Consider the following 26445-nt stretch of genomic DNA (forward strand, 5'->3'; position numbering starts at 1 on the left):
GCTGATGATATTATTTCGTCCCGGTTTTATTTAGCTTTTACCTTCAGTACCCGCGCTCATTTTTCCTTTAGCGAAAAACGTACCTGATAGGTTAACTGTTATTATTAACCGGGATTCCGTTGCAGTAGGTAATACCAGACGAATAGCATAAAACTAAATAATTTTCCAAAATAGTGCTCCACTTCGGACAACGCCTTGTGTAGCAAGGGTTGTGCGCTATGCATAGCAGAGTGATGAGTTAGTGCGGCTTATCAGGTATCAGACTTGCATTGCTCGGATATTAATCAAATAGACCAACTGTATCGGTATTATGAAAAGCTATTTAGATGTGCCAGAAGATTTTGAATCATCATATATTTATAAAGCTTCAACAGAGAATATTGATGATTTTGGTAGTTCTGTATTCGCTGTATCTTACAATGATATTGTTAGAATCATCGGAGCAAAACGACGTATCTTGAGATATGATAATAATGGTTGTGGTTATTGGGAAGATATTCCTAAACCCGATTTCTATGAAACAAAACTTTATAAAGATGAAGTTAAAGAAATAATTGCCAATATAAAAAAATATTATATGTCATTGTAATATACCTAATAGATTTCGAGTTGCAACGCGGCGGCAAGTGAACGAATCCCCAGGAGCACAGATAACGATGTGACTGGGGTGAGTGAAAGTAGCCAACAAAGCAGCAGCTTGAAAGATGAAGGGTATAGTTAATCCTGTAAAAGGTTTTAATAGAATCTCATATTCTTGTTATTGGGTTAATACTGTCATTTCGTCACTTCATTTATCAGCTTAAAACTCGTTTTTCCTGACATTTTCTCTTCCAATATCGGTATAGCATTGCGTTTTTTACCCGCTTTAAACAATCTTTCATTACGACCTCTTACCTTTAATGATGAAATTTTTTACTGGTCTTTTCATCGTGGGAGCTCGTTCTTGCTCGATTGCCAGAGACCCTCACGCAAAAACTGAAAGAGTCCTGCCTCTGGCGCAAGGAAACAATATCTCCAGCCTTATCGTGATTTTCCGGCATTTAATATAACAGATTCCCCATTGTAAGGATTAAAAAACCTATCGCCGATCACATTTCATACTATTCATTCTGACAGTCAATTAATTACACATTAGAATGGTTTAATGATGTCACTATTAAATCATCAATATTCTCTGTGGGTAGATGACCCTTTTATCACCGCAGCCTGACCGCAGAACCGGGTCATTTATTGGTCAGCATCACTGACTTTGTCACACTTAAATTAAACAAAAGGGAAAGTACGATGAGTAAACTCAACAACTCTGTGGTGAGAGGCACGAGTTATCTTTTAATTTACCTGACGGCAATTCAGCCACTCCACCCGGCGATTGCTGCCGGAATAACACCGGACAATAACCATACTCAGGTACAAAACCAGGGCAATATCCCGGTGGTGAATATTGCCACGCCGAATGACGCGGGGATATCCCACAACACCTATAAAGAGTTTAACGTTGCCACTCAGGGTGCTGTACTTAATAACGCCACTCAAGCGGCTAAATCACAACTGGCAGGGCAACTTAACGCTAACCCTAATCTGCATGGAAAAGCAGCGGAACTGATTATTAATGAAGTGACCGGTAGCGGACAATCTAACCTGCAAGGCCAGTTGGAAATTTTCGGCAATAAAGCCAATGTGATGATTGCCAACCCCAACGGCATTACCTGTGATGGCTGTGGTTTTATTAATACGGCCAGTGCCACACTGACCACGGGTAAACCCCAATTTGATAAACAAGGCGCGTTGGAAGCATTAGAGGTTAAAAAAGGCCAGATTACTATTGGCGGTAAAGGGCTGGATGGCAAGGCGACGGATTATGTCGATATTATCAGTCGAGCGACGGAATTAAATGGAAAAATTCAGGCGAATAATCTGTCCCTGACGCAAGGTGCCAACCGAATCAGCTTAAAAGACGGCACAGTTAAACCTATTGCTGGCGAAGGAACTAAACCTCAATTAGCGGTTGATACCAAAGCGTTAGGTGGTATGTATGCGAATAAAATCCGCTTGATTGCCACAGAAGATGGTATCGGCGTTAATCTGAAAGAGTTAACCAGTGACCAGCGTGATATTACCTTAAATGTTAATGGCAAAATTGAACTGGGAAATATTAAGGCTAAAACGGACCTGAATATTATTGGCAAAGAAACCCATATTGCGCCCAATATTACAGTACAAGCGGGACGAGATATTACTCTGGAAAGTACCACTCTGGGTAATAAAGGCAGTGTGACTGCTGGCCGAGATATGCGAATATTTGGCGACACGGTGAAAAATACAGGCAACAAAGCTCTGCTACAAGCCAACGATAATATGTGGATACAGAAAAATGCACAAGGAGATAAAAGTCATCTTATTGAAAACAGATCTGCTACCATAAAGACTAATAAAGGTGATTTAGTTGCCAGGTCTGATAAAATGCTCAATATAAGAGATCTTTATCTCCTTTATAATATTAAACCTGAAAAAAACTATTTTCTTGATTTTGGTAATGTTGATGATCTCAGTGACATGAAAAATTGGTTCTTTATAGAAAATTATGATAGCAGTTTAATTTCATCCGGAGGAAATTTATATATAAATAGTGATAGTTTATTAAATGTAAACAGTGAAATACATGGAAAAGGCGATGTATTTTTGACCGGAAGTCATTTTACAAGCACTAAATTTATAAATACTGAAGGTCTATATAATGAAAATACTTATCAACATTTTATAATAAATAATTCACATCCTATATTTAATAATCCATACTATAAATACAGAAATAAGCTGGAAAACTCTAGGGAAATACATGTATTAGATAGAAATAACACAGATATAAAACAGCAAGATTGGGATCTTATTCGGAATAATCCTTCTAATAAAACAAAAATTGACCCATTCATAGATAAGACAATGCTATCTTCTGGAAAGAATTTAGTTATTGATTTTCTTGGAGAGGTTAAAATTACATCCAATAAGGAACTTATTAATGAAAATGACTTGAATACGCCTGGCTGTAAAGAAAAAGCATTAAATTTATTAAATTCAGAAACTGATGATATCAAAGTTAAAAATAATCTTATATTAAATGCCAATGGATTTACCTTAAAATCAGCACGATTAAATGCCGAAAAAGATATAAACATTATCTCATCAGATGCTAACTTTGTCGATCTTGCCGATTCTAAAATCATCTCTAAATCAGGTGATTTATCTATACTTTCAACCTATTACAAAGCACCGTATGAATTTTTTCATACACTATCATTTCCATCTGCCATTAATATTTCCTCCACTGTATTAAAAGGACATAATGTTTCATTAATAAGCAAAAATTCAGGAATATCCGCTAATAAATCTACAAAAATTAGTTTTGGACCTGATATTGATGATCGAAGTAATATAATAAACTCCTCAGGAGATTTAACACTTTCTTCAGGAACAAATTTAGATTTAAATTTCGTTAATTATTTTACAAAAAACAAGAACACGACTTTAACTGCGGCCAGAGATATTAAAATAAATATAAGTAAAACCAGTATAGACTCATCCGAGTCCATATCCATTAATGGTGGTATAAATCTAGATATTGGTGGTTTAGAACTAACCGCAGGAAAAGACGTTATATTAAATTCTTCTCAAGATTCTAAATTATGGGGAGTTCCTATTACAGCTAATAGTATCTCTATATTTACGGGGAAAGATTTAAATATAACTAACTCTTCATTGAATGCAACAGAAAATATATTAATGAATTCTGGTGGAGATTTAAATTTATCTGCTGCTTATGGTTATGCAGGTAGTCTGATAAAAGAAGGTAAAATAAGCCATGTTACTGCTGTTAATGCAGGGGATAAATTAAATTTAATAGCTAATGATAATATAAAGTTAGAAGGTTCAAGTTTAATTTCTAAAGGTGATATGACCCTCACTTCTGGTGGATATACATACTTTAAATCCGCAGTAGACACTGAAAATAAAGATTCCAGCTCATCTATTACACATAAAGAAGCCAAATTAGATAGCGGTAATAATTTAACAATTCTTACCGGAGAAGGTCTTTTATTTCAAGCAACTAAACTTTTAGCTAAAGGTGTAATGAATATTGCTGCTAAAGGTGGTTATCTTTATGCACAAGCACAAGAAGATGTTACTGAATATACAACCTCCAGTACTAAACGTAAGTGGTACGGTAAAAAGAAGACTTCAACTACCACTCATCATTCAGTAACCAATAAAGTGACTGAATTTATTGCTGATGGAGATATTAATTTACTCAGCCGAGATGACAGTACTTATGAAGCCAGCAAAATTGAAACAAATAAAAATGCCAGACTGACCAGTACACATGGAAAAATAAACTTTAAAGCCGTTAAAAATAGTTCTTTTGAACAAACCATTAGCCAGTCTAAAGGATTTTTCATTAAGAACAGAGATAGTGGTCATCGGGCAGAAACATGGGTGCTGCCTTCGGTTCACATCGGTGGAAAATTAACGATTGATGCCGCAAATGGAATCAGTGCTGATATCAAAACACAGAAAGGACAATCCTTACAGGCGGTATTGGCTGCTCTTGGTAACACTTCTGAAACAGCCTGGTTAAAAGAGTTAAGCCAACGTCAAGATGTAAACTGGAATGAAGTTCAGGATGCTTATGAGAATTGGGATCATAAGAGCCAGCATTTAAATCCTGTCGTTTCTGCTGTTATCGCTATCTCCGTTGCTGTAGTCACAGCTGGGGCCGGGGTAACTGTAGCTGCTGCTAATGGTGCCGCTGGTGCAGCCAGTGGTGCCGCTACCGCAGCCGGAGCCAGTACTGCAACAGCAGCAACAGTGAGTACCGCCACATACGGCGCAGTTTCTGCGGGTATCTCATCTCTAGCTGCTACGGCAGCGGTTAAGCTTATTAATAATGAAGGAAACCTATCGAAAACCCTTAAGGATATGGGAAACAGTGAGACAGTCAAATCAACGGTCACTTCAATGGCGATAGGTGGCGCTCTGGCTGGCTTTGATAACGTCATGGGATGGGATAAAGCCGCCAACGGCACGCAAATTAACCCAGCAAAAACGACATTACCTAAACTCAGCAATGGTGACTGGAGCAAAGTGGCTCAACGGGTAGCAGGTCAATCCATTATCAGTTCCAGCCTGGGTACAGCCATCAATGGCGGTAGTTTTAAGGACAATTTTATCACCGCATTACTGGCCAATATTGGCAGCCAGATTAACGCCGAAGGGGCCGGGTTGATTGGCAATAATGGTCAGGTGTTAGGTTTACCCGGAAAAGCCATCAGCCATGCGGCGGTTTCTGCCCTTGCGGCGGAAATTGGCGGCGGAGATGCCAAAGGGGCGGCTGCGGGGGCATTAGCCGCAGAACTGGCCGCGATAACATTGGATAAAACATTCAATGATCCAATGAAAATTCAGGCGGGGGGCAAAATCATTGGTAGCGTTGCAGGGGCCATTGCAACCAATAGCGCCAAAGGCGCTAACAGTGGGGCTAATGCCGGGGAAATTGTCATTCTCTTTAACCACCTAAACTCCATGAATGCCTACAATCTGGCTAGAGAGCTTCAAGAAGCTAATAAGCAAGGAACCCCTACCGAAGCAATCTGGAACAAATACAACAAACTGAGTGCAGCACAACGGGCAGACATGTTATCTGACTGTGCCGGGAACGGTGGATTATGCACTCTGACCTATCAGGCCGAAATGGACGGTGGGATAAAAACAGCGGATGCTATTAGTGGCTTAAGATGGATGTTTGACTTATCGGCTGAGGATGCCCATCGTATCAGCCAGTTTGTGACGACAGAAAACCAGAACGATTTAGGGCTGTTGTATAACTCGCTGCCTGCCTGGGAAAAAGGTGCACTGATAGCCAAAGAGGCGGTAGAATCTGCCGGTATTGGTGGTGCTATCGGCAACAAAGCTTCGGTTGCTTCGATTATTGAAGGAAATAAATCAACTAACATAGGGAAGGGAAGTAATGTACGTACTAATAGTGAATCATCTGTAAGATCAAATAGTCAGGTAACTATTCCTAATTCACGAGTTGGGCATATTTTCCGCAAAGCAGAAGGACACATTGCCGATACACCTGAAAATAGAAAATTAATATTGGATGTTGCAAATGATAAAACGGCTATTTTAGGTGGTGATCGTTATGGTAACAGTTGGTCTGCACGCATGTTGCCGGATGGCACTCAAGCTTGGGTTCAAACTCGTGGAGATACAGTGATAAATGCAGGGATAAATAATCCACCTAAATCATATGACCCTCAGACAGGATTATCTTCACTGAAGCCAAGAGGTAGTAAAAATGGACAATAAGATGATTACAATAGAACAAGCTTACAAAGCTATGTTTTATTTTTTGGAGCATGAATACCAATTGACAAAGTCTGATGATATTGGTTGTTTATTAGGATCAATGGATTGGACGATCTGGGATGATTCAACTGGCCCAGCAGATCCAGCTATGTGGGAAGATTGGCTAGCGGCAGTTAAACGGACTGTATAATAGATTAGACCCCGACCAGAAAGTCGGGCTCTTTCCCCTCTTTGAATCCAGTTGTTTTTACAGTCATTGCGGTGGCTACAGTGATAGCGGGGGACGGAATAAATTACCGCCAGCACCGCCGCTACCATTAGTTCCGTGGCTTATGACGCGACGGCTTTAGACTAAGCCGGAAAGGGGATCAATTTTACTTAGATGGTAAGCATAAGAACCATTTAGAAGTATTTCATAGTAAAGATAAGTTCAAGTTCGCTCTTAACTTGGATGGGACTATAAACGATGATAAAACTCGTGCAGGAAAGGGAAGGAGGCTAAAAGTTGACTAGAATCAGTTCATTGAACGAATCAAAAGAAGCGTTAGTTAGACTGGCTCAAATCTGTAATATTCCCAAACGTGAATTATATGATGAAGGAAATACAGATTATACACTCAATCTGGATGAGGAACTGAATCTCAGTATCAATCGATTATTGGATGCTTTTTCTTTATTACAAAAAGCACTTGATCAGGAAGATATGATCGCTGTTCAAGCTGCTTTAAATCGAGCACGAGCTAACTCAATGGATCTAAGCAATTTTTTCGCGAATATATGTGAAGATATAGAAATGATAGGTTGGACAGATCGATATAATTGGCCGAAAATTCCTGAAAATTATAAGATCCCAGACCACTATAATTATCCTGAAAATAAGAAATAATAACTACCCCAGCTAAAAGGCTGGGGTAGTTATTAACAACGTACTGATTTTTAGTCGGTATTTTTCTCCTATAAAAATTTGCTAACATGTCAAAGCCATCCAAATTTTTCCTCCAGAAAGGAGCTCTCTTGAGTAACTGATGAAGCTATCGGCAGTAAAGCTTCCGTTGCTTCAATTATTGGGAAGAATCATAATGTTGGCAACACAATAGATTCAGGCAAAACTAAAGAAACTCAAATATGGACGGAAACGAAGAAAAAAAAACCTGTAGCAAATGCTTATGGTCACTGGGATAAACATAAAAGTGAATTCCCTTAATATCAGAATTCAAAACAATATGTTGAAGCCACCCATAATTTTATTAAAAATCCTCCAAGAGGAACTTTAATCAAAACCCGGGCTAACGGAGATACTTTATATTACAATTCAGAGACAAATATTTTCGCAGTAAAAAATGCGGATGGTGTTCCTAAAACAATGTTTAAACCAAATCCAGTAGATCATGGATATAAAACAAATTTGGATTACTTCAATGCACAAAAATAATAGATTATATGTATGCCGTGTATGTGGCGCAGAACAATTAGATCCTCCGTGGGGTGAAGATGGCAATTCACCAACGTTTGATATCTGTGATTGCTGTGGGGTGGAATTTGGCTATGAAGATGCTACTTTAACAGCATTAAAAAATTACAGATCTAAGTGGTTGGATAAAGGCGCAAAGTGGAATTCCGAAAAATCCAAGCCAGAAAATTGGTCACTAGAGGAGCAGATATCAAATATACCTAAAGAATATTTGTAAAATTTAAGAGTCTACAAATGGATTTGTGTGATCTCTTGTTAATGAAATGATTATCCTCCCGTGTTAACAGTACGCTAACACGGGGAATTTATAACCGACCATATCAGCCAGTTGGTTGATTAAACACACGTTCAAGCAAGCCCTGAACGTTTTCAGTGCCGGGAATCGACATACTCATAAGTTATCTGTTCCAAAAGAATTGCGAAATTTTCGACCTATCGTATAACAGACGGAGAACAGAAGACAGAGAATATAAGTACAGTTACTAACTTTTTCCCGGTGATACAATGAGTAATAAACGTCTTTTTGAAAAAATAGATTATAACAGTGATTCGGAGTGGGTTATGAAGGAGTTTTTTAATTCTATATAAATAACTTTTCAAAATAGTAGATCACTTTGAGGGAACTCAATCCGGTTTGAGCGATCTGATCAATCACCAATAAAGAAAAAAACCACCCAACCGGACTGAGTGATGCCAATCATAGCACCTATACCCCGAAACGAACGTCGCCTGATGCAAAAAGTTGTTCATCAAACGCAGGATAAAAACCACGCCAGAAGGTTAATGGCGATGTTAATGTTACATCGTGGCGATTCTGTCACTCAGGTAGCTAAAACGCTTTGTGCTGCCGTTCTTCTGTTACCGATGGATAAACTGGTTTACCTTGTTCGGGATTGACGGTTTGAAAAGTCTTCCTGCGGGACGACCATCCCGATGGAATTTAAATCCGCTTTTTCCTGTTTTTTCTCTGTTGTTACAGTACTCTCCCCAACAATTTGGATGGCTACGCTCACGCTGGAGCCTTGAGTTATTAGCTATAAATATCCAATCGTTATTTAATATCACGCTTCCCATTAGCACACTTTATCGGTATTTCTCCCGGGTAAATATCGTCTGGCGCAGAGCAGCCCCGACCCTCAAAATACCGGATGCGGAATATCCTGTATTTTATGAAGATGAAGTCGATATCGCGTTCAATCCCAAAATCGGTGCTGACTGGTGTTTGAAAGGTCANCAAAAACNTATCCCCATCCCCGGCCAAAATCAGAAATATNATCTGGCAGGGAGTGTTGATGCCCGGACAGGAAAAGTCNATTATGTTGGCGGCCAAAGAAAGAATTCTGATTTGTTTATCAGTCTGTTAGAAAAACTGAAACACACTTATCGTCAAGCGAAAAAACTGACGTTAATCCTGGATAATTATGTGATCCACAAAAGTTGTAAAGTGCAAAATTGGTTGAAAAAGAACCATAAATTTCATCTTCTGTTTTTACCTGTCTATTCATCCTGGCTTAATAAAATAGAACGACTTTGGCAGTCTTTACACGAGACCGTCACACGAAATCATACTTGCCAATATATGTGGCAATTACTGGGAAAAGTAAATCGATTTATGGCCGCCGCTTCACTCTTCCCGGGCAGTCGAGCAGGAACAGTAAAAGTGTAGCGGTATATGAAAGTTAGTTAGATAATCTGAGTCCGGTACAATACCGAATGTGAAGTTCGTTACCTAAAAAACTTCAATATTCCATGCTTAAATGTTTCAGCCTGAACAATTTCAGTATTAAAACCAAAGTTATTTCTTATGAATCCCGAAACTGGTAATAAACGCCCTACGGAGGGTCTGTAATGACCAGAATGATTCACTAAATACACGGTGTTCCTATATCGATACATATAACCAGCACTGATAACTCTACTTCCTCCCTCCCTTGACGCTAAAACTGGGTGAGAAAGCATCTTCGAATTAACCTTTTTACTGATACTCCCGATAATCAGTTGTCCTTCTACATTAAAAATAAATTTATATGATTTGGTTGTATCAAGCAAAATATCCAGATCTCTAGCCTCAGTGATGGTCTGTACAGACGCATCACCATAACGTCGCGCCCAACCAGCTAAGTTTTCTTCCATATCAAACAGATTTAGTTTGGTATTTCTCAAATAACCTTCAAACATCTGCGACTCCCCAATGGGGTTTCAAATACTTGCCTTGTGACATATTAATAGATCCTCATACTATTTTTATTTTTCATCTTCCAGCTTACTATTCTAGATACCAAACGATAAAACCACTTTTATAGCTTATAGTTATTTTCTAATAAGTGACAAACGTAATAAAACATTTCCCTATTATTTCTGACTTGTCAGTAAACGAAGCATTTTTTAATGTGGTCGATTCACATAATAAGTGCAACACCTTTACTCCAGAAAAAAGAAAGAGGTTCGATGCTATACATCGAACCTCTTTAAACTAAAAAACTTAAATTTATTTAACACCACAACAAAAATTAATTATTACAAACACCCAATTAACAATCACGACAATTCATATTATAAGCTTCAAAACTCTAATGAAACCTTTTGAATTGCATCAAGGGCACATTGATGATCTAAATGACCCCCAGGTGCACCACCAATACCAATTGCACCAATGATTTCACCACCCGACCTCACCGGAACACCACCAGCCATCAGCAGGAAACCTGGGATGTGCACCATATTTTGAGCACCAAGATTTGATTGTGCAGATTTCATTACTTCATCTGACGTTCTTTGGGTAGATAATGCCGTATAAGCTTTCATTTTGCTCGCCTCAACGGTATGTAAACCCGCTTTATCCATACGCTGAACAGCTTTCAAAACCCCACTTTTATCAACAACAGAAACCGTCACGTTATAATTATTCGATTGACAGGATTGAATTGCCTCAGAGGCTAATTTATTTGCTGTTTCAAGCGAAATATTACGTTCAGTAATTGTTGATGTAGCAAAAGCCATTTGAGCAAATAAACCTGTCGCCAGGATAGTACAGAGAAGAGAATGTTTCATAGGTAAACCTCATTAAGTTGATGAATTATCCTGCTCTAACTTAATGAGATTTATAGACTCTATCTATTAGGTTGATTACTTATCCGGCTTAGTAGAAATACTTAAACATAAGATAATGACTTAAATAGCTCATATTCTTTTACTAATTGTGGTAAGGAATGAATATCTAATTTATGAAATATATTAGCCCGATGAACTTCAATTGTACGTGGTGATAATGCCAATTGTTGAGCAATTTGCTTACTGGTTTTTCCTTCCAGAATAATTTCCATTACTTCACTTTCACGCTCAGATAACTGGCTGAATTTAGTTTTCAACTGCTTATATATCTGACATTGCTTAAATATTTCCTGATGAGATAATAATGCATTTGAAACTGTTTCAATCAATAAATCTGCATCAATAGGCTTAGTTAAAAATTCAAAAGCCCCATTTTTAAAAGCACGGCGACAAATATCAATATTTCCGTGCCCTGTCATAATAATCACCGGCAATGTATTGTTGAGTTTTAGAAGTTCATCATGTAATGTCAACCCAGGTTTTCCCGGCATACGAATATCCAATAAAATACATCCCTGAAGATCTGAAATATTTGTCTTATCAATATCATCAAGAAATTCTTGAGCGCCAGGAAATGAAGTTACCGACCAATTCATTGTTTCTAACAACATAGATATTGAATCACGAATCGCTTCATCATCATCAATGAGATAAATCACTGCTGCCATTACTCCTCCTTACCTTTATTGACTGGTAACCAAATAATAAAACGAGCACCACCTGTTTCACAATTTTCAGCACGAACATCACCACCAAGTTTCTGAATTAATGTCTCCGTTAGAGTCATACCTAACCCCATTCCCTGCTGGCGTGTTGTAAAGAATGGAATAAAGATGTTTTTCAAAACTTCATCGCTTAATCCTGGTCCACTATCTGCAATTACGATTTTTATCATGTTATCAGTATAGGTGATATCAATACAGATCCAATTCTGATGGTTTGTGTGATCTTGCTGTGCCTGAATTGCATTATTTATTAAGTTATGGAATATTTGCTCTACCCATAATGGTTCGGTGAATATCATTGGTAAATCATCACAAATATGTTTTATGACCTTTATTTTCCCCGCTTTGATTTCATTTCCGAGCAATATTTCAACCCGACCTAATATCGATAGAATATTTACAACCTGTAGTACAATACTACCCGTCGTCAGCTTTTGGCGGTATTGTGTTAATAAATTTGCGATACGTTGAGTTTGTAAGATTGATGAATCCAGTATTGAAGTGATTTTATCATATTGCTGCTTTTTCATTAGCCGCAGTGCGGTTTGGTTATAACTCATAATCGCCGTCAAAGGCTGGTTTAACTCATGAACAATACCCGTTGCCACCTCATCCATGGTATTCAAACGGGTGAACTCAAAGAAATGTGCCCGTAAATCAGAAATTTCCCTTAATCTCTTATTCTTTTGAATTAAAAAGATAGAACAAATAATCACTGCCCACAAGAAACTGAGACAAGTAATATAACCCCACGGCAGTTGCGACCATTGTTGATTATTACTGGCTTTAAGCACGAAAGGCTGAAAACGACTGGTCAGCTTTTTCTCCCAGTGCCAAAAATGCTGCTCTTTCTCCGGCCCATATGTAATCAATTGACGATTATTCCAATCCAGTTGTACCGATCGAAATTGTGACAATAATGATAATTTTTTCATAAGGATATTGAGATCAATCAATAATCGGATACTGTTGTTTGTACTATTAAGCCAATATCTTCCATCTCCCTCTTCACTGATTACAGGGAATATTAATACATTCACCGGGATCTCCTGTAATCCGATGATTTGCTGAAAATTTTCCTGTAACTGCTCCAATCCGATATTAGCATCCATCAGCGATATAATGGCATCATGCTGTGCAAGCTTTTCACTCAATTCCCGATAAAGGATATTAAATGAAACTGTTTGTTGTTGATAATTTTGCTCTAATGAATGATTAATCATTCCCCAGGCTGTCAAAACTGTTAACACGATCCACGCAAAAAAATGCCACATATGATTACCGAAAGGATATATTTCATGATGTTAAGATATTGTAAGAATATATAAATTAAACAACTATCAGAACAAACAAATTCAGGGTAAATTGGATTTTAGATAACGTTTGTAATTTAGTGTCACATAAAATTCATTACAGTGTAATTATTTCATCAAAACATTCCTCAAAAAAGTAGTTGGCTACAGTAATGTTAAATTCCCGCTTTTTCATTTTCTCTGAGCGTTTTTTAACCATTAATAAAATAATTTCGATAGATGAATACTGGATAAGCGTTTACGACGGTTTTTACTAAGACGCTTAATGTCATGTCAAATTTCCTGAATAATTTAAGGTAACCATTCAATAAATCGACTAAGAGAAATGGTTCTCATTCTCTTAAATGCCACTCCACACCTATAAAAATATCAATATTTATCAAATAGTTGATAAAACTCCCCACAATTTTTTCCATTTAATCAGAAAAAACACTTTACAATCGATAGTGATAATTATTATCATTCGTATCGCTTTCAGATGAACCGCCTTCCGGGTAAAGATGAAAGCACGACATTGCTCACATTGCTTCCAGTGTTTACTTTAGCCAGCCGGGTGCTGGCTTTTTTTTATTGATCAATCCGATTGTTATATTTTCAAAATATTTGAATAATTAAGTTAGGTTTTTAGACTTTTATGTTATCTCTTCTCAACTAGACTGTAAAAACCATTGAGGAGATTTGAATATGATCTATTTACGCAAAGCATCAGATCGCGGCCACGCCAATCATGGCTGGCTAGATAGCTGGCATACCTTCTCATTTGCCAACTATTACGACGCTAATTTTTTGAATTTTTCAGCGCTGAGAGTAATTAATGAAGACTTCATCGAAGCAGGTCAAGGCTTTGGGACCCATCCACATAAGGATATGGAAATACTGACCTATGTGCTTTCCGGTGCAGTTGAACATCAAGATAGTATGGGAAATAAAGAGCAGGTACCCGCTGGTGAATTCCAAATTATGAGTGCAGGTTCGGGTATTCGTCATTCAGAATATAACCCAAGCAGTGATCACCCATTACATCTGTATCAAATCTGGATTGCTCCAGATAAAACCGGCTTGACACCACGCTATGAACAGCGCCGTTTTGATGATGTACAAGGTCGCCAATTAGTGCTCTCTCCCGATACCCGAGACGGCTCACTAAAAGTCTTCCAAGACATGACCTTGTGGCGTTGGATACTGAAAAATCATGAAACTCCCGAATATCTTACAGAGAACGGCCGTTATATCTGGATACAAGTGATACGTGGAGAAGTGACTGTTAATGGTGTACAGGCAACCACCAGCGATGGTCTGGCGATCCGGGATGAAACCCATCTTCAACTTAACGCCGGTGATGATAGTGAAATATTGCTGTTTGACCTTCCTGCGGCATAAATCCCCAATAAACCTCACCCATACGGATGAGGTTTATTTATACTCACAATTACAGCTTAGGACCCGCTTTTACTAAAGCTTCCCCTGCTGGGGTATCCGTGTATTTATCAAAGTTGTCGACAAAACAATGTGCCAAATCTTTCGCCTTCTCTTCCCACTGAGATTTATCTGCATAAGTATCACGTGGATCAAGAATATCAGTATCAACACCAGGCAACGCAGTCGGAACCGCCAGATCGAAGATAGGTAATGTCGTGGTATCAGCTTCCTCAATATCACCACTTAGGATGGCGTCAATGATTCCACGGGTATCCTTAATAGAGATTCGTTTACCGGTACCATTCCAGCCTGTGTTCACCAGATAAGCCTTGGCACCTGCGGCCTGCATGCGTTTTACCAAGACTTCCGCGTATTGAGTTGGATGCAGACTTAGGAAGGCGGCACCGAAACAGGCAGAGAACGTTGGTGTTGGTTCCGTCACACCGCGTTCTGTACCAGCCAGTTTTGCCGTGAAGCCAGACAAGAAATGATATTGAGTCTGCTCCGGTGTCAGACGGGATACCGGAGGCAACACGCCAAACGCGTCTGCCGTCAGGAAAATGACCTTGGTCGCGTGACCTGCTTTAGAAACCGGCTTAACAATGTTTTCAATATGGTAGATAGGATAAGAAACACGGGTGTTTTCAGTTTTTGAACCATCATTGAAATCAACCGTGCCATCTGCCAGTACAGTCACGTTTTCCAGCAATGCATCACGTTTAATTGCATTGTAGATATCAGGTTCCGCTTCTTTGGATAGATTGATAGTTTTCGCGTAACAGCCCCCTTCAAAGTTGAATACGCCGTCATCATCCCAACCGTGTTCATCATCACCAATCAGCTTACGTTTTGGATCAGTAGAAAGCGTGGTTTTACCTGTACCTGATAAGCCGAAGAAAACAGCAACATCGCCCTTCTCACCCACGTTGGCAGAACAATGCATTGAAGCAATACCTTTCAATGGCAGCAGGTAGTTCATCATTGAGAACATTCCTTTCTTCATTTCACCGCCGTACCAGGTACCACCGATAAGCTGCATACGCTCTGTCAGGTTGAATGCGACAAAGTTTTCAGAATTCAAACCCTGCTCTTGCCATTGTGGGTTAGTGCATTTTGCACCGTTCATCACAATAAAGTCTGGTTTGAATCCGGCCAATTCTTCATCTGAGGGGCGGATAAACATGTTCTTAACGAAATGAGCCTGCCATGCAACTTCTGTAATAAAGCGGACTTTTAGGCGTGTATCTGCATTCGCACCACAGAAAGCATCAACAATAAACAAACGTTTGCCTGAAAGCTGTTGAGTAACCAGACCTTTCAGATGTGTCCATGTTTCCTGTTGTAATGGCTTGTTATCATTCTTGCCTTTTCCCTGGTCAGCCCACCATACGGTATCACGGGTAACATCATCACGGACAATATACTTATCCTTGGGGGAACGACCAGTGAAGATCCCCGTATCGACAGCCACAGCCCCCAGGTCGGTCAAAGTGCCACTCTCGTAACCCTCCAGTGAAGGTTTAGTTTCTTCTAAAAATAACAGCTCATAGCTTGGGTTATAAACAATCTCACTAACATCATGGATTCCATAGTCCGCGAGTTCCTGCGGGGTAATGCCTTTAACACTCATGTTATTGCTCCTGGGTCCTGGATAGTCACGCTTTTTCTGTAAGCAATAATAAATAGTTATGATTAATTAACAGCGATTGTTATCAAAAAATTGAAAACCTATCATTTTTTTAGGCGTAATCTGAAACGAAAGACACGAAAGAAGCCTTTGAATATTATAGATATTGATAGAAAGGCGCGGATCCGCGCCCTAAAACAGATAAATATTAGTGTAACCGGCTCTTTTTTTCTGACCTGATTTCAACGATATCATCAGCATCAAAAATATAGTGTGTACCGCAGTATTCACACTCCATATTAATGTTGCCATCTTTCTGCAAAATATGATTAACATCCTCATCAGAAAGTGTGACTAACGTGTCAGCACAACGTTGACGAGAACAAGTACAGCGGAATTCAACGGGTTGCGGCTCATATAATACAACATCCTCTTCATGATAAAGACGATGCAAAATCTCCTTAACTTCCAGTGAAAATAGCTCTTCACCTTTAATGGTTGCAGTAAGCTGTACCAGATGATCAAATACGTCTGCACTACCCTGCTCCGCTGCTGGCAAAATCTGTAGTAACATACCGCCGGCAGCGATACTTCCATCCTGAATACCGGTACGGATAAACAGACGGGTTGGTAACTGTTCAGACTGTCTGAAATAATCATCCAGACATTCCGCCAGCGTTTCACCTTCCAATGCAACGACACCCTGATAACGCTCACCATGAATTGGTGTAATGGTAATGACCATATAGCCTGTGCCAACCATCTGCTTCAAACTACTATTTTCAGCAACTAATCCGTCAATACGGGCGACACCGCGCATTTGTTGCTGATGATTACCGTTAATGACTGCCAGTTTTACCGGGCCATCTCCCTGAATTTGAACAGTAATATCACCATCAAATTTCAGTGTCGCCGTTAATAAACTGGTTGCTACCAACAGTTCTCCCAATAATTGCTGTACCGGCTGCGGGTAATCATGATTTTCCAGAATATGCTGGTAAGTTTCACTGGCTAAAACCAGCTCACCACGTACAGAATAATTCTCAAACAAAAAGCGGTGTAATTGGTCTTGTTTAAACATAAATATCTCTCACTGGAGCAGGTTATTCCTGCTCACTTAATTTGGTGTTTTTAAACTTAATCAGCGTGCGTCTTTCTTTTTTATCCGGCCGGCGATCAGGATGAGGCATAGTTAATGCGTTCATTTTACGGGCTATCGCTATTTTTTCCCGATTAGCCATACTCGCTTCAGTCTCCCGGTAAAGTTGTTGAGCTTCCGGTGCACCGCGCCGATGGCTGCTTAACGCAAGAACTTCAATCGTACGTTCATCATTACCCTGACGCAGTTTAATTTCAGCTCCGAGTTCAACCACTTTACTCGGTTTACTTCGTTGACCATTATAGTGAACTTTACCACCGTCTATCATTTCCCGTGCCATAGCCCGTGTTTTATAAAAGCGGGCAGCCCACAGCCATTTATCCAGACGGACAGCTTGATTGGAGTCTGAATTATCTTTCATTTTTTTCTCCCAATATCAGCTCCGGCGAAAAAGCCAAGCCTAACACACCATTGCTGATTATCACCAACGTGTAGGTGGGAAAGCCGTATCAAAACAGCTATCGTAATACTGCCTGATTTTGCTTAGACGTTGTTTGTTTTGCCGATTTTTCTTAACAGCTAACACCGAATTAATGACCAAAATAGTCAAAAGCACCAAAAGTAAAAGCGTTGTGCCAATACAACGGATCAGCGTCATGGAATCCAGTGCACTATGTAACACAATCCGGCGGGTTCCATTAGTATCTACGGACAATTCTGTAATAATTCCTACTGTCTCAAATGGTGTTTGCAACACCGTATCCGATAACCGCTGTAACTCACGCCATTGTTCTAACGCGCTATGGTCATAAGAAACAATTGCCGGCGTGATATATTCAACCAGCTGTTTACCTTCATCACTAATCAGCAGAACACCACCCGGAGAAGGGCTATTAAGCAGGATTGCTATTTTATCTATTTCCCGGTAGATAAATGACGATGTCGTCGCATCAACCAGCTTTCCCAGAGCTTCAGCCCCCGCTGGACGCAATAAAACATGGATATCATCAAACTTGCCATCCTCTGTATTCTTTAACAAAGTTGTCCAATCATTGGCACTACCCAGGTTAACCAAAGCATTCTTCAATCGAAAACAGTCTGCTTCTTTTCCACATAATTTTTTAGTTTTCAATATGATATCAGAAAAATCATCCAATAAAATCATACCAGATTTAGCAATTTCCTGAGCAAGACCTGGATTAATTACATCGCTATTTTCCTGTAAACGTAATTGCTTATTAACAGTTGCAATCAGTTTAGCCGCATTTTCTATAACTTCCGATTCTTGGATTGGCAGTGAATGAGTACTATTCCAATATATCCCTGAGCAATCGAATGGAGAAAAATAAGTGTCTCCTTTGCCGTTCATATTATTTGGCGGCATATAACACATACCAACCCCTTTTGCTTTCAGGACATCCCCGACCCGCAACGCCATCTCTTTCATCGTATTAGCATCAGTGACAACCTTCGTGCTGCTACCACGCAACCAGGCAAAACTGAGTTTCATTGGTACACTAACCGGCTGATAAAAATAGAGCAGCAGCATAATAAGCAAGCTGCCGCCAATCATCATTAGATTTTTCCCATAACGGTGATAAGGGTGATTTTTCTCCTCATCGTGCAAAGAGAGATAATGCCCTTGCCTGACTACCTGGCCGTTAGTGTAAATATCGATATTGATTTTCTGATCAAGATCGTAGGTAATATAAGATTCCCAATGAGGTGGGTATATTAAATCAATCCCACCAAGAGAAATATTACTCATTTGCCCTTGTTCAAATTCTCCAAATAATCCCCACCGTTTTGGCATACCGGTAAAACAGTGGATATCCTGGCGCCTGCGTCTTGAAGACGGACAGAACAACGGCCAAAAGCTGACAGCCATTAAAGTACCAGCAATCAACATCAGCCACGGCAAAAACAGTATCGGTGAGAGTAACGCAAGGAACCAAATAAAAAATCCGAGACACAAGAATCCTCCCTCCCAAATACCCGATGAGTGATTTAACCGGTATTCTTCCGAAGTCTCTTTACGGATACTTTGTAATTTTACGCTGGTATCGCCATTTTTTTGGATCGATGCCTGCTGATGGGATACATCTGAAACTACCGGAGCGGAAGGAAAATCCCGTTGAAAATCTTTCAGGAAGTGACCATTAATCGAAATAACAAGTGGTATTCCCGCAGTGTGAACAACATCAATAATATTCTGTTGTTTAATAAAAGGCTCAAGGAAAAATGGCAAATGAACTTCTGCCATATCAATGTAATAACGCCAGCTATGTGGTTCATCTGAGGCAACAGAAAACCGGGTAATGGAATTACAGATAGTATAAACCGTATCATTTTTGTCCGTCAGAATTAACCCGCTTGTTTTATTGATACGGTCGGTTAAAACCAGTGGCAACACCTGCTTCAGATAACATTCAATGGCCTGATATTCATCAGCATGAAGTTTACGATAGGTCGGGTCAGCAACAGAAGGCAGATAACGGGCGTTATCATGCGGCTTCCATCTGAAAATCAGAAAAGAAGCCATTATAATCAGGCTAATCATCAAGATAGCCAATATAACGGCTGTTGAGTTCATTTTTCCCCCACATCCATGACAATATTGCTATTGTTGTTTGCAAAATAGCAACCACACGTTCAGTTCTGAATCAGGTTATTTCTATCTATCTTTTTAATTTATTTTACAACAAGTTATATAATCACTCTCTGAATTATCTATAACACAGATCTATTTCCAAAGAGGATAAAAATAACAGTAACAACAATGACAAGCGATAATCACTATCATTTATCAAAATAATCGGCCATATTTAGTCAAGCTATGGAGTGTACCTAATTTCATCATAAAACCTAAGGTTAATGAAATAATTTATGACGTAATAATGCACAGACACTCAAATCAACCAAATATTAATGCCATCAGGGGCAACTATGAATGACCAGAAAAACCCTAAAATCCTGAACATAGAGAACATTGCCCATTCACGTCTATTTCATATTCAGTCAGTAAATCTCGAATTCAGTAACGGTGTAAAACGCGTTTATGAACGGATGCGTCCAGCAACCCGGGAAGCAGTTCTAATCGTCCCGGTCATTGGAGATGAATTGATACTCATCCGTGAATACGCAGTAGGTATTGAGCAATATGAATTAGGCTTTCCCAAAGGTGCTATCGACTCTGGTGAAAGTATCCTTGAAGCAGCTAACCGTGAATTGAAAGAAGAAATCGGTTTTGGCGCCAGAAAAATAGAGCAACTAGCCAAACTCACTATGGCTCCGTCCTATTTTTCCAGCAAAATGAACATTGTTATTGCTGAAAATCTCTATCCGGAAAGCCTGGAAGGGGATGAACCTGAACCATTGCCGCAAATACGTTGGCCAATAGCCGATATGATGTCATTGCTGGATCACGCTGATTTCAACGAAGCGCGAAATGTCTGCGCCCTGTTTTTGGCGCAAAAATACTTACACCACCGCTGAAATTAACAGGCACAACGGATTTCCCGTTGTGCCTGATTTATTATCAGAATAGCTCCTGACTTTCACCATTCTCGATCAACGTTGTGCCAACTTCCTGCACCGCACTCGCTGTAGGCTGAGTTCCGTCAATGAAATACTCACTGCGGGTATCTCCACCTCCACCAGCAAGTTTACCTGTTTTACGATCTATCACGACGGAAACAATACCCGGAGGGGCGGCTACTTCTTTTTCAGGAACACCCTCCAGTGCAATTTTCATAAAGTCATCCCAAATTGGCTGCGCACTCTTAGCACCCGCTTCACCGCCACTGGCTGCTGTACGACCAAGGCTTCTACGGTGATCATCAAAACCAATCCAGACGGTCGCCACAATATCCGGCCCATAACCTGAAAACCAGGCATCCTTTGAACTGTTGGTTGTCCCGGTTTTACCACCAATATCGCGACGTTTCAGATCGCGCGAGGCACGCCACCCCGTACCGCTCCAACCTGGCTCACCAAAAATATTGGTATTCAAAGCATCATGGATCAGAAATGCCAAAGGGGTACTGATAACGTGAGGCGCATATTTTTGCCCATATTCACTACCGTCAACTACCGGAACCTTCTCTAGTTCAGGCAGCGGTAATATCTCCTGCTGCCTGACCTGAGATTGAGCTACATTTTCAATCGAGTTTTCAGAAAGTTCGATTGAACGCACAGTATCACCATAAATCACCGGAATATCGCATTGCGGACACGCAATCTTCGGCTTTGCCTCAAACAGAATATCCCCATCTTCATTTTCAATTTTGGTAATGAAATAAGGATCTATCAAATAGCCGCCATTGGACATGACCGAATACCCACGCACCATTTGCATTGGTGTAAATGATGGGGATCCCAAAGCCAGAGATTCTGTACGAACGATATTTTGTGCCGGAAAGCCAAACCGTTGCAGATAATCAGCGGCATAATCAACCCCCATCGCACGCATTGCCCGAACCATCACAACGTTCTTCGATTGTCCTAATCCCTGACGCAAACGAATTGGCCCCGCATAAGTTGGTGGGGAATTTTTCGGACGCCAGTCAGTACCGGCTCCCGCATCCCAGCGGCTGATTGGCAGGTCATTAAGCAATGAAGCCAGCGTCAGCCCTTTATCCATCGCAGCGGTATAGAGAAACGGTTTAATATTGGAACCAATCTGACGTAATGACTGCGTAACACGGTTAAACTTACTTAAGCTGAAATCAAACCCACCCACCAGCGCCTTTACAGCACCATCATTAGGATCAATAGAAACCAAAGCCGCATTAACTTCCGGCATTTGTGACAACCACCAGATATCTTTTACTTTCCGAACCCAAACCTGTTCACCAGCCTGAACCACTTCATTCACACTACGTGGAACCGCACCCTGCACACTATCAGATTTGAATTTTCTGGCCCAACGGACACCCGCCATCGGCAATTCTGCACTGCTGCCATCAACCAGCATCACCGTCGCCTGATCAGCTCCCGTGCTGGTCACAACCGCCGGCATTAACGGCCCATAATTTGGCAGGGCCTTAAGCTTCTTAACAATCTGTTCCCTATCCCAGGCAGGTTCACCCACTTTCCACAACACTTCCTGCGCCCCGCGATAGCCATGACGCATATCGTAATCAATGATGTTATTACGCACCGCATCCGTGGCAGCCAACTGAAGTTTGCGGGTAATCGTGGTGTAAACTTTATAACCGTCGGTATAAGCATTCTCGCCATAACGCTCAATCATGTCCTGACGTACCATCTCAGCCAAATAGGGCGCAGAAAAAGCAATCTGAGGCGCATGATAATTAGCCACCAACTTTTCACTTCTGGCTTGATTATATTGCTGCTGAGTAACATAGCCCTGATCGAGCATACGGCTCAGAACCACATTCCGGCGGTTAATCGCCCGGTCATAAGAATAAAGCGGGTTAAAAGTAGAAGGCGCTTTTGGCAGACCGGCAATCATGGCCATTTCACTCAATGTCAACTCATTGACATTCTTACCAAAATAAACCTGAGCCGCAGCCCCAACACCATAAGCCCGGTAACCGAGATAAATTTTATTGAGATAGAGTTCAAGGATCTCATCTTTATTCAGTAACTGCTCAATCCTGACGGCCAGAAAAACTTCCTTGATTTTACGCATCAATGTCTTCTCAGGACTGAGAAAGAAATTTCTCGCTAGTTGCTGAGTAATGGTACTGGCCCCTTGAGAAGCACGGCCTGAAGTCATCGCCACAGATGCCGCCCGGATAATTCCTATAGGATCAACGCCATGATGTTCATAAAAACGACTGTCCTCCGTTGCAATAAATGCCTTCACCATCACAGGTGGAATTTCGGACAGAGTAAGAGGCATACGGCGCTTCTCACCATACTGCTCAATAAGCTCCCCATCCGCACTGAACACCTGCATTGGTGTCTGTAATCGAACATCTTTTAATGTCGCCACATCAGGTAACTGAGGCTCGATATATTGGTACATGCCAAAAATCGAGGCTGTTCCCAGAAAAATGCAACTCACGACAAAGATTAAAAAATACTTTACGAACTTCACCTGAAATTTCCCATGCCACGTTAGTTGGGTGGTTTATAAACAATCGGCACGTAGTATAAAGGTTACACAGCACCTTGAATATGGTCTTTTATTAAAATTACTGATATGGAGATCGTCATATGTACTCACCAAAGTGGTATGTCGGACTGGACATCCAAAATGGAGCCATTCGTGCCGTCGCAGCCATAAAACGCCGTAATGGCTGGCAGCTTCGCCACTGCTGGCAATATCTTTTATCTGATGCGGTTATGCCAGAAGGTCGTTTACAGCAGCCAGAGATATTATGCGATATATTAAATCAATGGCGCCAAAAATTACCCAAAAAAATCAGTTTCAGACTTGCCTTACCTGTACAGCAAACATTGCAGCGAAATCTGACTTTACCTTCAGATATCAGTCTTAAAGAGCCGGAACAAGGCTGGTTTATCAATGCCAGCGCCGAAAAACAATTTCCTTTTAACACCCGTGAACTGGCTCTGGATTACCGTATTATCGAGCAAAACGCCTATATCAGCGCCGCCCGTCAGAAAGATCTGAATATCTGGCTACAATGCCTTGCACAAGCAGAAATCTTTCCGGACGCCATTGATATTGCCCCCTGTGCACTACGCTATATAGCGCAATATGCTGGCGTTCCGGCTGATAGCTGGCTGTTACACCGGCAACAATCCAGTTGGTTGTGGGTATCTCCTGCTAATGCCCCCTTTGCTTATGACCTGGTATCAGCAAATACCGCAGCTTCTCCACTACAGGTTATTAGCCAATTACCGGCCTCATCCATAACTAAAAAGAATATTTATTACAGCAGCTACCAGCAGGAAGCTCTGCCTGAAGGCACTTCCTCCTGGGATATGCTGGCAGCATTCCGTCACTATCAACCACCGCTCCCAGTTCAACTGATGGAGTATGTGATAGCCGGTGGCTTGGCACTCAGACCGGATGACAAATGATGTATCAAGTTAATTTTCTGCCCTGGCGACAAACCCGACTGAAATCCCGCTATCGTTGGTGGACCATTCTTCTCCTATTGCAATTAGCGTTGTGGCTGGCGGTACTCATTTGGATGTCGTTTAAACAACTGGAAACGATTAACAAGCATCAAAGACAATTACAACAACTTAACCAGCAACAATTACATTTACAACAACAGATAACTCAGACAGAAGAGGCATTCAATCTTCACAACAAACTAGCCTATAAATTAAAACAACAACAAACGCGGCTGAAACAGAATCAGCAACATTTGAGATTATTCAATGAATTACCTGAGTTACTACCGGAAGGAAGTTGGCTAACCGCTTTCGATGACCATGCAGGTCAATTGAAATTGGTTGCTAACAGTCTGGATTATTCCAGTATGACATCGCTGCTGGATAATCTCGAAAACAACGGGCAATTATCTGAAATTCAACTGAAAAAAATGACCACCACTGAGCAGCAAATCAGGCAATTTATTATTGACGCGAACTGGCAGACGGAGATACCCGATGATAAAAAATGACTATTTATGGTGGTTTGCCAAACCCACCTGGCTGCTCTTTATTTGGCAACAAACTATCATCATCCTGGTCCTGACCCTGTTTTATCTTTTCTCCTGGCAAGAGAAAGCTGAACGGGAAATTGGGCTGACACAGGAAATAATCACCCAACAAACCAATACAAAATCAGCCAATAACCAGCTAAATCAGTTACCTCAGTTGGAAGATATACGGCAACAGATAAACCAAATAGAAAATGAACTTAACCAGCCACCACAAAACACCGTAAAAATTACCGCAGTAAAACAACTGCAACAACCGTTGATAAATTCTGGCGGGCAAGTTATTGAGTGGCAACGTAAAAATGAAGGGGAAAAAACGCTCTGGCAAATAACGATTTATTTAAACTATGAACAAATGCTGAATTTTCTTGATGCATTACAGGCGTTATACCCGCCGCTGCTGATTAAACAGTTTTCTGTTTCTCCATCAGGCGAATCTCTCAATGTCAAAATGACTTTGTCAGAAACCTCATATGAAGAATTTTATGACTAAAATATTTATTCTGTTTATCATTTTTCTGCCTGCTATCTGCATTGCAGAAATAAGAAACCCTTTTGCTCCACCAATAACAGAAATAGCAGAGCAACCTATTGAGTTATTTGATCAATCAATCAATGAAGCTGAGATTCAGTACCTCTCAACAGCATTACAATATGCAGACGCAGAAAAAATTGCCCTTAATCTCAGACAAAATATACCCTCACTGATGACCAAAGAGGGTAAAGCTGATTTTGATCCTGAAACCAACAGCCTGATTTTGCAGGATAGCCCCATCGCAATCGCTCAGATAAAAAGCTGGCTAAAAGAAATAGATACACCACAACAGCAAGTGCAGATTACCGCACATATCGTAACCAGCAGCAGGGAAGCATTGCATGAGCTGGGAATCTATTGGGGGATACCGATAGGAGATCAACTTAATACATCAACAGGTATAAACCGCCTCAATATCAACCAAGCCGCCAGCGACAACATGCACCGATTTGCGTTCAATATTGCCCGCGTCCATACCAGTTTGCTGGAAATGGAACTCAGCGCCTTAGAACAGGAAAACCAACTGGATATTATTGCCAGCCCAAGACTAACCGCTTCACATCAACAGCTAGCCAGCATTAAACAAGGCTCTGATATCCCCTACGTCAGTCAGGAAAAAGAGAAAAGTACCGTACAATTTAAAGAAGCTGTACTTGGGATGGAAGTCACACCTCATATACTGAGAAAAGATAAAATCAGACTCTCACTGAAAATCAGCCAAAACATGCCGGGAATCTCAATCAGTCAAGGTGGAGGTGAGAATTTAACCATCGATAAACAGGAAATCATAACTCAAGTTACTGTAAAAAATGGCGAAACCCTTATTCTCGGTGGGATTTTTCAACAGAAAAAAGGTGAAAAAATGCAAAAAGTACCTTATCTATCAGACATCCCGCTACTCGGTTCATTATTTAGCCAAAAAGGTCATAAACACAGCCGCCGTGAGCTGGTGATATTTATTACGCCTCAACTGATGGATATTTAGCCAAAACAAAAAATATAACTGTTATATCAATGAATTGACAATGAAAAATTCAGCTATTACGTATGATTATGCGCAGATTTTTTCATCTAACCCTGTTTATAGATTTGACGCTGAGTCCGATTTAGCATACAAGAGTTAGCTAATTGAGTGGTCGGGTTAACATCACAATAATAAGCCAATAAAACCGGGG

20 protein-coding genes and 2 pseudogenes are annotated in these 26445 nt (G+C 40.4%); 13 read left to right on the forward strand and 9 right to left on the reverse strand.

Going from position 1 to position 26445, the window contains the following annotated elements; translation table 11 throughout:
- Positions 1-310: 310 nt before the first annotated feature.
- From PTE_RS11495 to PTE_RS11525, 7 genes and pseudogenes are all read left to right on the forward strand, one after another.
- Positions 311-589: an Imm42 family immunity protein gene (locus PTE_RS11495; protein ID WP_239002470.1), complete on the forward strand. Its 279-nt coding sequence runs from the start codon at positions 311-313 to the stop codon at positions 587-589.
- A gap of 695 nt (positions 590-1284) precedes the next feature.
- Positions 1285-6363 carry a DUF637 domain-containing protein gene (locus PTE_RS11500; protein WP_274534114.1) on the forward strand — a complete coding sequence of 1693 codons (5079 nt, stop codon included), beginning with the start codon at positions 1285-1287 and terminating at the stop codon, positions 6361-6363.
- Entirely contained in the window at positions 6353-6553 is a 201-nt protein-coding gene (locus tag PTE_RS11505) for a hypothetical protein (protein WP_036846462.1), read from the forward strand. The genes PTE_RS11500 and PTE_RS11505 overlap by 11 nt, the downstream gene beginning before the upstream one ends.
- A gap of 315 nt (positions 6554-6868) precedes the next feature.
- Entirely contained in the window at positions 6869-7249 is a 381-nt protein-coding gene (locus PTE_RS11510; protein WP_036846464.1) for a hypothetical protein, read from the forward strand.
- Between the two features lie 219 nt (positions 7250-7468).
- A pseudogene (locus PTE_RS27000) lies at positions 7469-7795 on the forward strand (VENN motif pre-toxin domain-containing protein); the annotation flags it as partial.
- Positions 7752-8051, forward strand: a complete 300-nt coding sequence (locus PTE_RS11515) for a hypothetical protein (RefSeq protein ID WP_239002468.1) — start codon at positions 7752-7754, stop codon at positions 8049-8051. The pseudogene PTE_RS27000 and the gene PTE_RS11515, both read left to right, overlap by 44 nt.
- Before the next feature lie 473 nt (positions 8052-8524).
- Positions 8525-9500: pseudogene (locus PTE_RS11525) on the forward strand (IS630 family transposase).
- 59 nt (positions 9501-9559) lie between these two features.
- On the opposite strand, the gene PTE_RS11530 reads toward PTE_RS11525, so the two are convergent.
- The 4 genes from PTE_RS11530 to PTE_RS11545 all read right to left on the reverse strand — a co-directional run bounded on the left by PTE_RS11530 (position 9560) and on the right by PTE_RS11545 (position 12944).
- Positions 9560-10012 (reverse strand): hypothetical protein, encoded by a 453-nt coding sequence (locus tag PTE_RS11530; RefSeq protein ID WP_036846469.1) that lies wholly within the window; start codon positions 10010-10012, stop codon positions 9560-9562.
- A gap of 384 nt (positions 10013-10396) precedes the next feature.
- Positions 10397-10885, reverse strand: a complete 489-nt coding sequence (locus PTE_RS11535; protein WP_036846471.1) for a GlcG/HbpS family heme-binding protein — start codon at positions 10883-10885, stop codon at positions 10397-10399.
- A 101-nt stretch (positions 10886-10986) separates the two neighbouring features.
- Positions 10987-11613: a response regulator transcription factor gene (locus tag PTE_RS11540; RefSeq protein ID WP_036846473.1), complete on the reverse strand. Its 627-nt coding sequence runs from the start codon at positions 11611-11613 to the stop codon at positions 10987-10989.
- On the reverse strand, positions 11613-12944 hold the full coding sequence (locus PTE_RS11545; protein WP_036846476.1) for a sensor histidine kinase: 1332 nt from the start codon (positions 12942-12944) through the stop codon (positions 11613-11615). The genes PTE_RS11540 and PTE_RS11545 overlap by 1 nt, the downstream gene beginning before the upstream one ends.
- 723 nt (positions 12945-13667) lie before the next feature.
- Between PTE_RS11545 and PTE_RS11550 the strand changes: the two genes are divergently transcribed.
- Complete coding sequence (locus PTE_RS11550; protein ID WP_036846479.1) at positions 13668-14363, forward strand: pirin family protein; 696 nt, start codon at positions 13668-13670, stop codon at positions 14361-14363.
- Between the two features lie 49 nt (positions 14364-14412).
- Here PTE_RS11550 and pckA read toward each other — a convergent pair whose 3' ends face one another.
- The 4 genes from pckA to PTE_RS11570 form a co-directional block, all read right to left on the reverse strand.
- Positions 14413-16032 (reverse strand): phosphoenolpyruvate carboxykinase (ATP), encoded by a 1620-nt coding sequence (pckA, locus tag PTE_RS11555; RefSeq protein WP_036846481.1) that lies wholly within the window; start codon positions 16030-16032, stop codon positions 14413-14415.
- 205 nt (positions 16033-16237) lie between these two features.
- Positions 16238-17110 (reverse strand): Hsp33 family molecular chaperone HslO, encoded by an 873-nt coding sequence (gene hslO, locus PTE_RS11560; protein WP_036846483.1) that lies wholly within the window; start codon positions 17108-17110, stop codon positions 16238-16240.
- Positions 17111-17132: 22 nt separating this feature from the next.
- The gene (gene hslR / locus PTE_RS11565; RefSeq protein WP_036846485.1) at positions 17133-17549 is read right to left on the reverse strand and encodes a ribosome-associated heat shock protein Hsp15; all 417 of its coding nucleotides are present in this window, start codon (positions 17547-17549) and stop codon (positions 17133-17135) included.
- Positions 17550-17609: 60 nt separating this feature from the next.
- Positions 17610-19721: an IgaA/UmoB family intracellular growth attenuator gene (locus tag PTE_RS11570; RefSeq protein ID WP_036846488.1), complete on the reverse strand. Its 2112-nt coding sequence runs from the start codon at positions 19719-19721 to the stop codon at positions 17610-17612.
- Positions 19722-20074: 353 nt separating this feature from the next.
- Between PTE_RS11570 and nudE the strand changes: the two genes are divergently transcribed.
- Positions 20075-20623 carry an ADP compounds hydrolase NudE gene (nudE, locus tag PTE_RS11575; RefSeq protein ID WP_036846490.1) on the forward strand — a complete coding sequence of 183 codons (549 nt, stop codon included), beginning with the start codon at positions 20075-20077 and terminating at the stop codon, positions 20621-20623.
- 43 nt (positions 20624-20666) lie between these two features.
- Here the strand turns inward: nudE and mrcA are convergent, their stop codons facing one another.
- On the reverse strand, positions 20667-23195 hold the full coding sequence (gene mrcA, locus PTE_RS11580) for a peptidoglycan glycosyltransferase/peptidoglycan DD-transpeptidase MrcA (protein ID WP_036846492.1): 2529 nt from the start codon (positions 23193-23195) through the stop codon (positions 20667-20669).
- A 119-nt stretch (positions 23196-23314) separates the two neighbouring features.
- On the opposite strand from mrcA, the gene pilM reads away from it, so the two are divergent.
- From pilM to pilQ, 4 genes are read left to right on the forward strand one after another with little or no spacing between them, the layout of a single operon-like run.
- On the forward strand, positions 23315-24145 hold the full coding sequence (gene pilM, locus PTE_RS11585) for a type IV pilus biogenesis protein PilM (protein WP_036846494.1): 831 nt from the start codon (positions 23315-23317) through the stop codon (positions 24143-24145).
- Entirely contained in the window at positions 24142-24696 is a 555-nt protein-coding gene (locus PTE_RS11590) for a PilN domain-containing protein (protein WP_036846496.1), read from the forward strand. The genes pilM and PTE_RS11590 overlap by 4 nt, the downstream gene beginning before the upstream one ends.
- Positions 24683-25228, forward strand: a complete 546-nt coding sequence (locus PTE_RS11595) for a hypothetical protein (RefSeq protein WP_036846498.1) — start codon at positions 24683-24685, stop codon at positions 25226-25228. Before PTE_RS11590 ends, PTE_RS11595 begins: the two co-directional genes overlap by 14 nt.
- A complete protein-coding gene (gene pilQ, locus PTE_RS11600) occupies positions 25221-26255 on the forward strand; it encodes a type IV pilus secretin PilQ (protein WP_036846605.1) in 1035 nt (344 codons plus the stop codon). Before PTE_RS11595 ends, pilQ begins: the two co-directional genes overlap by 8 nt.
- Positions 26256-26445 lie beyond the last annotated feature (190 nt).

The sequence above is a fragment of the Photorhabdus khanii NC19 genome, assembly GCF_000517265.1.
GTDB classification, from domain to species: domain Bacteria; phylum Pseudomonadota; class Gammaproteobacteria; order Enterobacterales; family Enterobacteriaceae; genus Photorhabdus; species Photorhabdus khanii.

Coding starts and splice junctions, on each gene's coding strand:
- PTE_RS11545 (WP_036846476.1), bottom strand. CDS start 12,944: ATGTGGCATTTTTTTGCGTGGATCGTGTTAACAGTTTTGACAGCCTGG.
- hslO (WP_036846483.1), bottom strand. CDS start 17,110: ATGTTTAAACAAGACCAATTACACCGCTTTTTGTTTGAGAATTATTCT.
- pilQ (WP_036846605.1), top strand. CDS start 25,221: ATGACTAAAATATTTATTCTGTTTATCATTTTTCTGCCTGCTATCTGC.
- pckA (WP_036846481.1), bottom strand. CDS start 16,032: ATGAGTGTTAAAGGCATTACCCCGCAGGAACTCGCGGACTATGGAATC.
- hslR (WP_036846485.1), bottom strand. CDS start 17,549: ATGAAAGATAATTCAGACTCCAATCAAGCTGTCCGTCTGGATAAATGG.
- PTE_RS11505 (WP_036846462.1), top strand. CDS start 6,353: ATGGACAATAAGATGATTACAATAGAACAAGCTTACAAAGCTATGTTT.
- nudE (WP_036846490.1), top strand. CDS start 20,075: ATGAATGACCAGAAAAACCCTAAAATCCTGAACATAGAGAACATTGCC.
- PTE_RS11590 (WP_036846496.1), top strand. CDS start 24,142: ATGATGTATCAAGTTAATTTTCTGCCCTGGCGACAAACCCGACTGAAA.
- PTE_RS11570 (WP_036846488.1), bottom strand. CDS start 19,721: ATGAACTCAACAGCCGTTATATTGGCTATCTTGATGATTAGCCTGATT.
- PTE_RS11500 (WP_274534114.1), top strand. CDS start 1,285: ATGAGTAAACTCAACAACTCTGTGGTGAGAGGCACGAGTTATCTTTTA.
- pilM (WP_036846494.1), top strand. CDS start 23,315: ATGTACTCACCAAAGTGGTATGTCGGACTGGACATCCAAAATGGAGCC.
- PTE_RS11535 (WP_036846471.1), bottom strand. CDS start 10,885: ATGAAACATTCTCTTCTCTGTACTATCCTGGCGACAGGTTTATTTGCT.
- PTE_RS11595 (WP_036846498.1), top strand. CDS start 24,683: ATGATAAAAAATGACTATTTATGGTGGTTTGCCAAACCCACCTGGCTG.
- PTE_RS11515 (WP_239002468.1), top strand. CDS start 7,752: ATGGATATAAAACAAATTTGGATTACTTCAATGCACAAAAATAATAGA.
- PTE_RS11530 (WP_036846469.1), bottom strand. CDS start 10,012: ATGTTTGAAGGTTATTTGAGAAATACCAAACTAAATCTGTTTGATATG.
- PTE_RS11540 (WP_036846473.1), bottom strand. CDS start 11,613: ATGGCAGCAGTGATTTATCTCATTGATGATGATGAAGCGATTCGTGAT.
- PTE_RS11550 (WP_036846479.1), top strand. CDS start 13,668: ATGATCTATTTACGCAAAGCATCAGATCGCGGCCACGCCAATCATGGC.
- PTE_RS11495 (WP_239002470.1), top strand. CDS start 311: ATGAAAAGCTATTTAGATGTGCCAGAAGATTTTGAATCATCATATATT.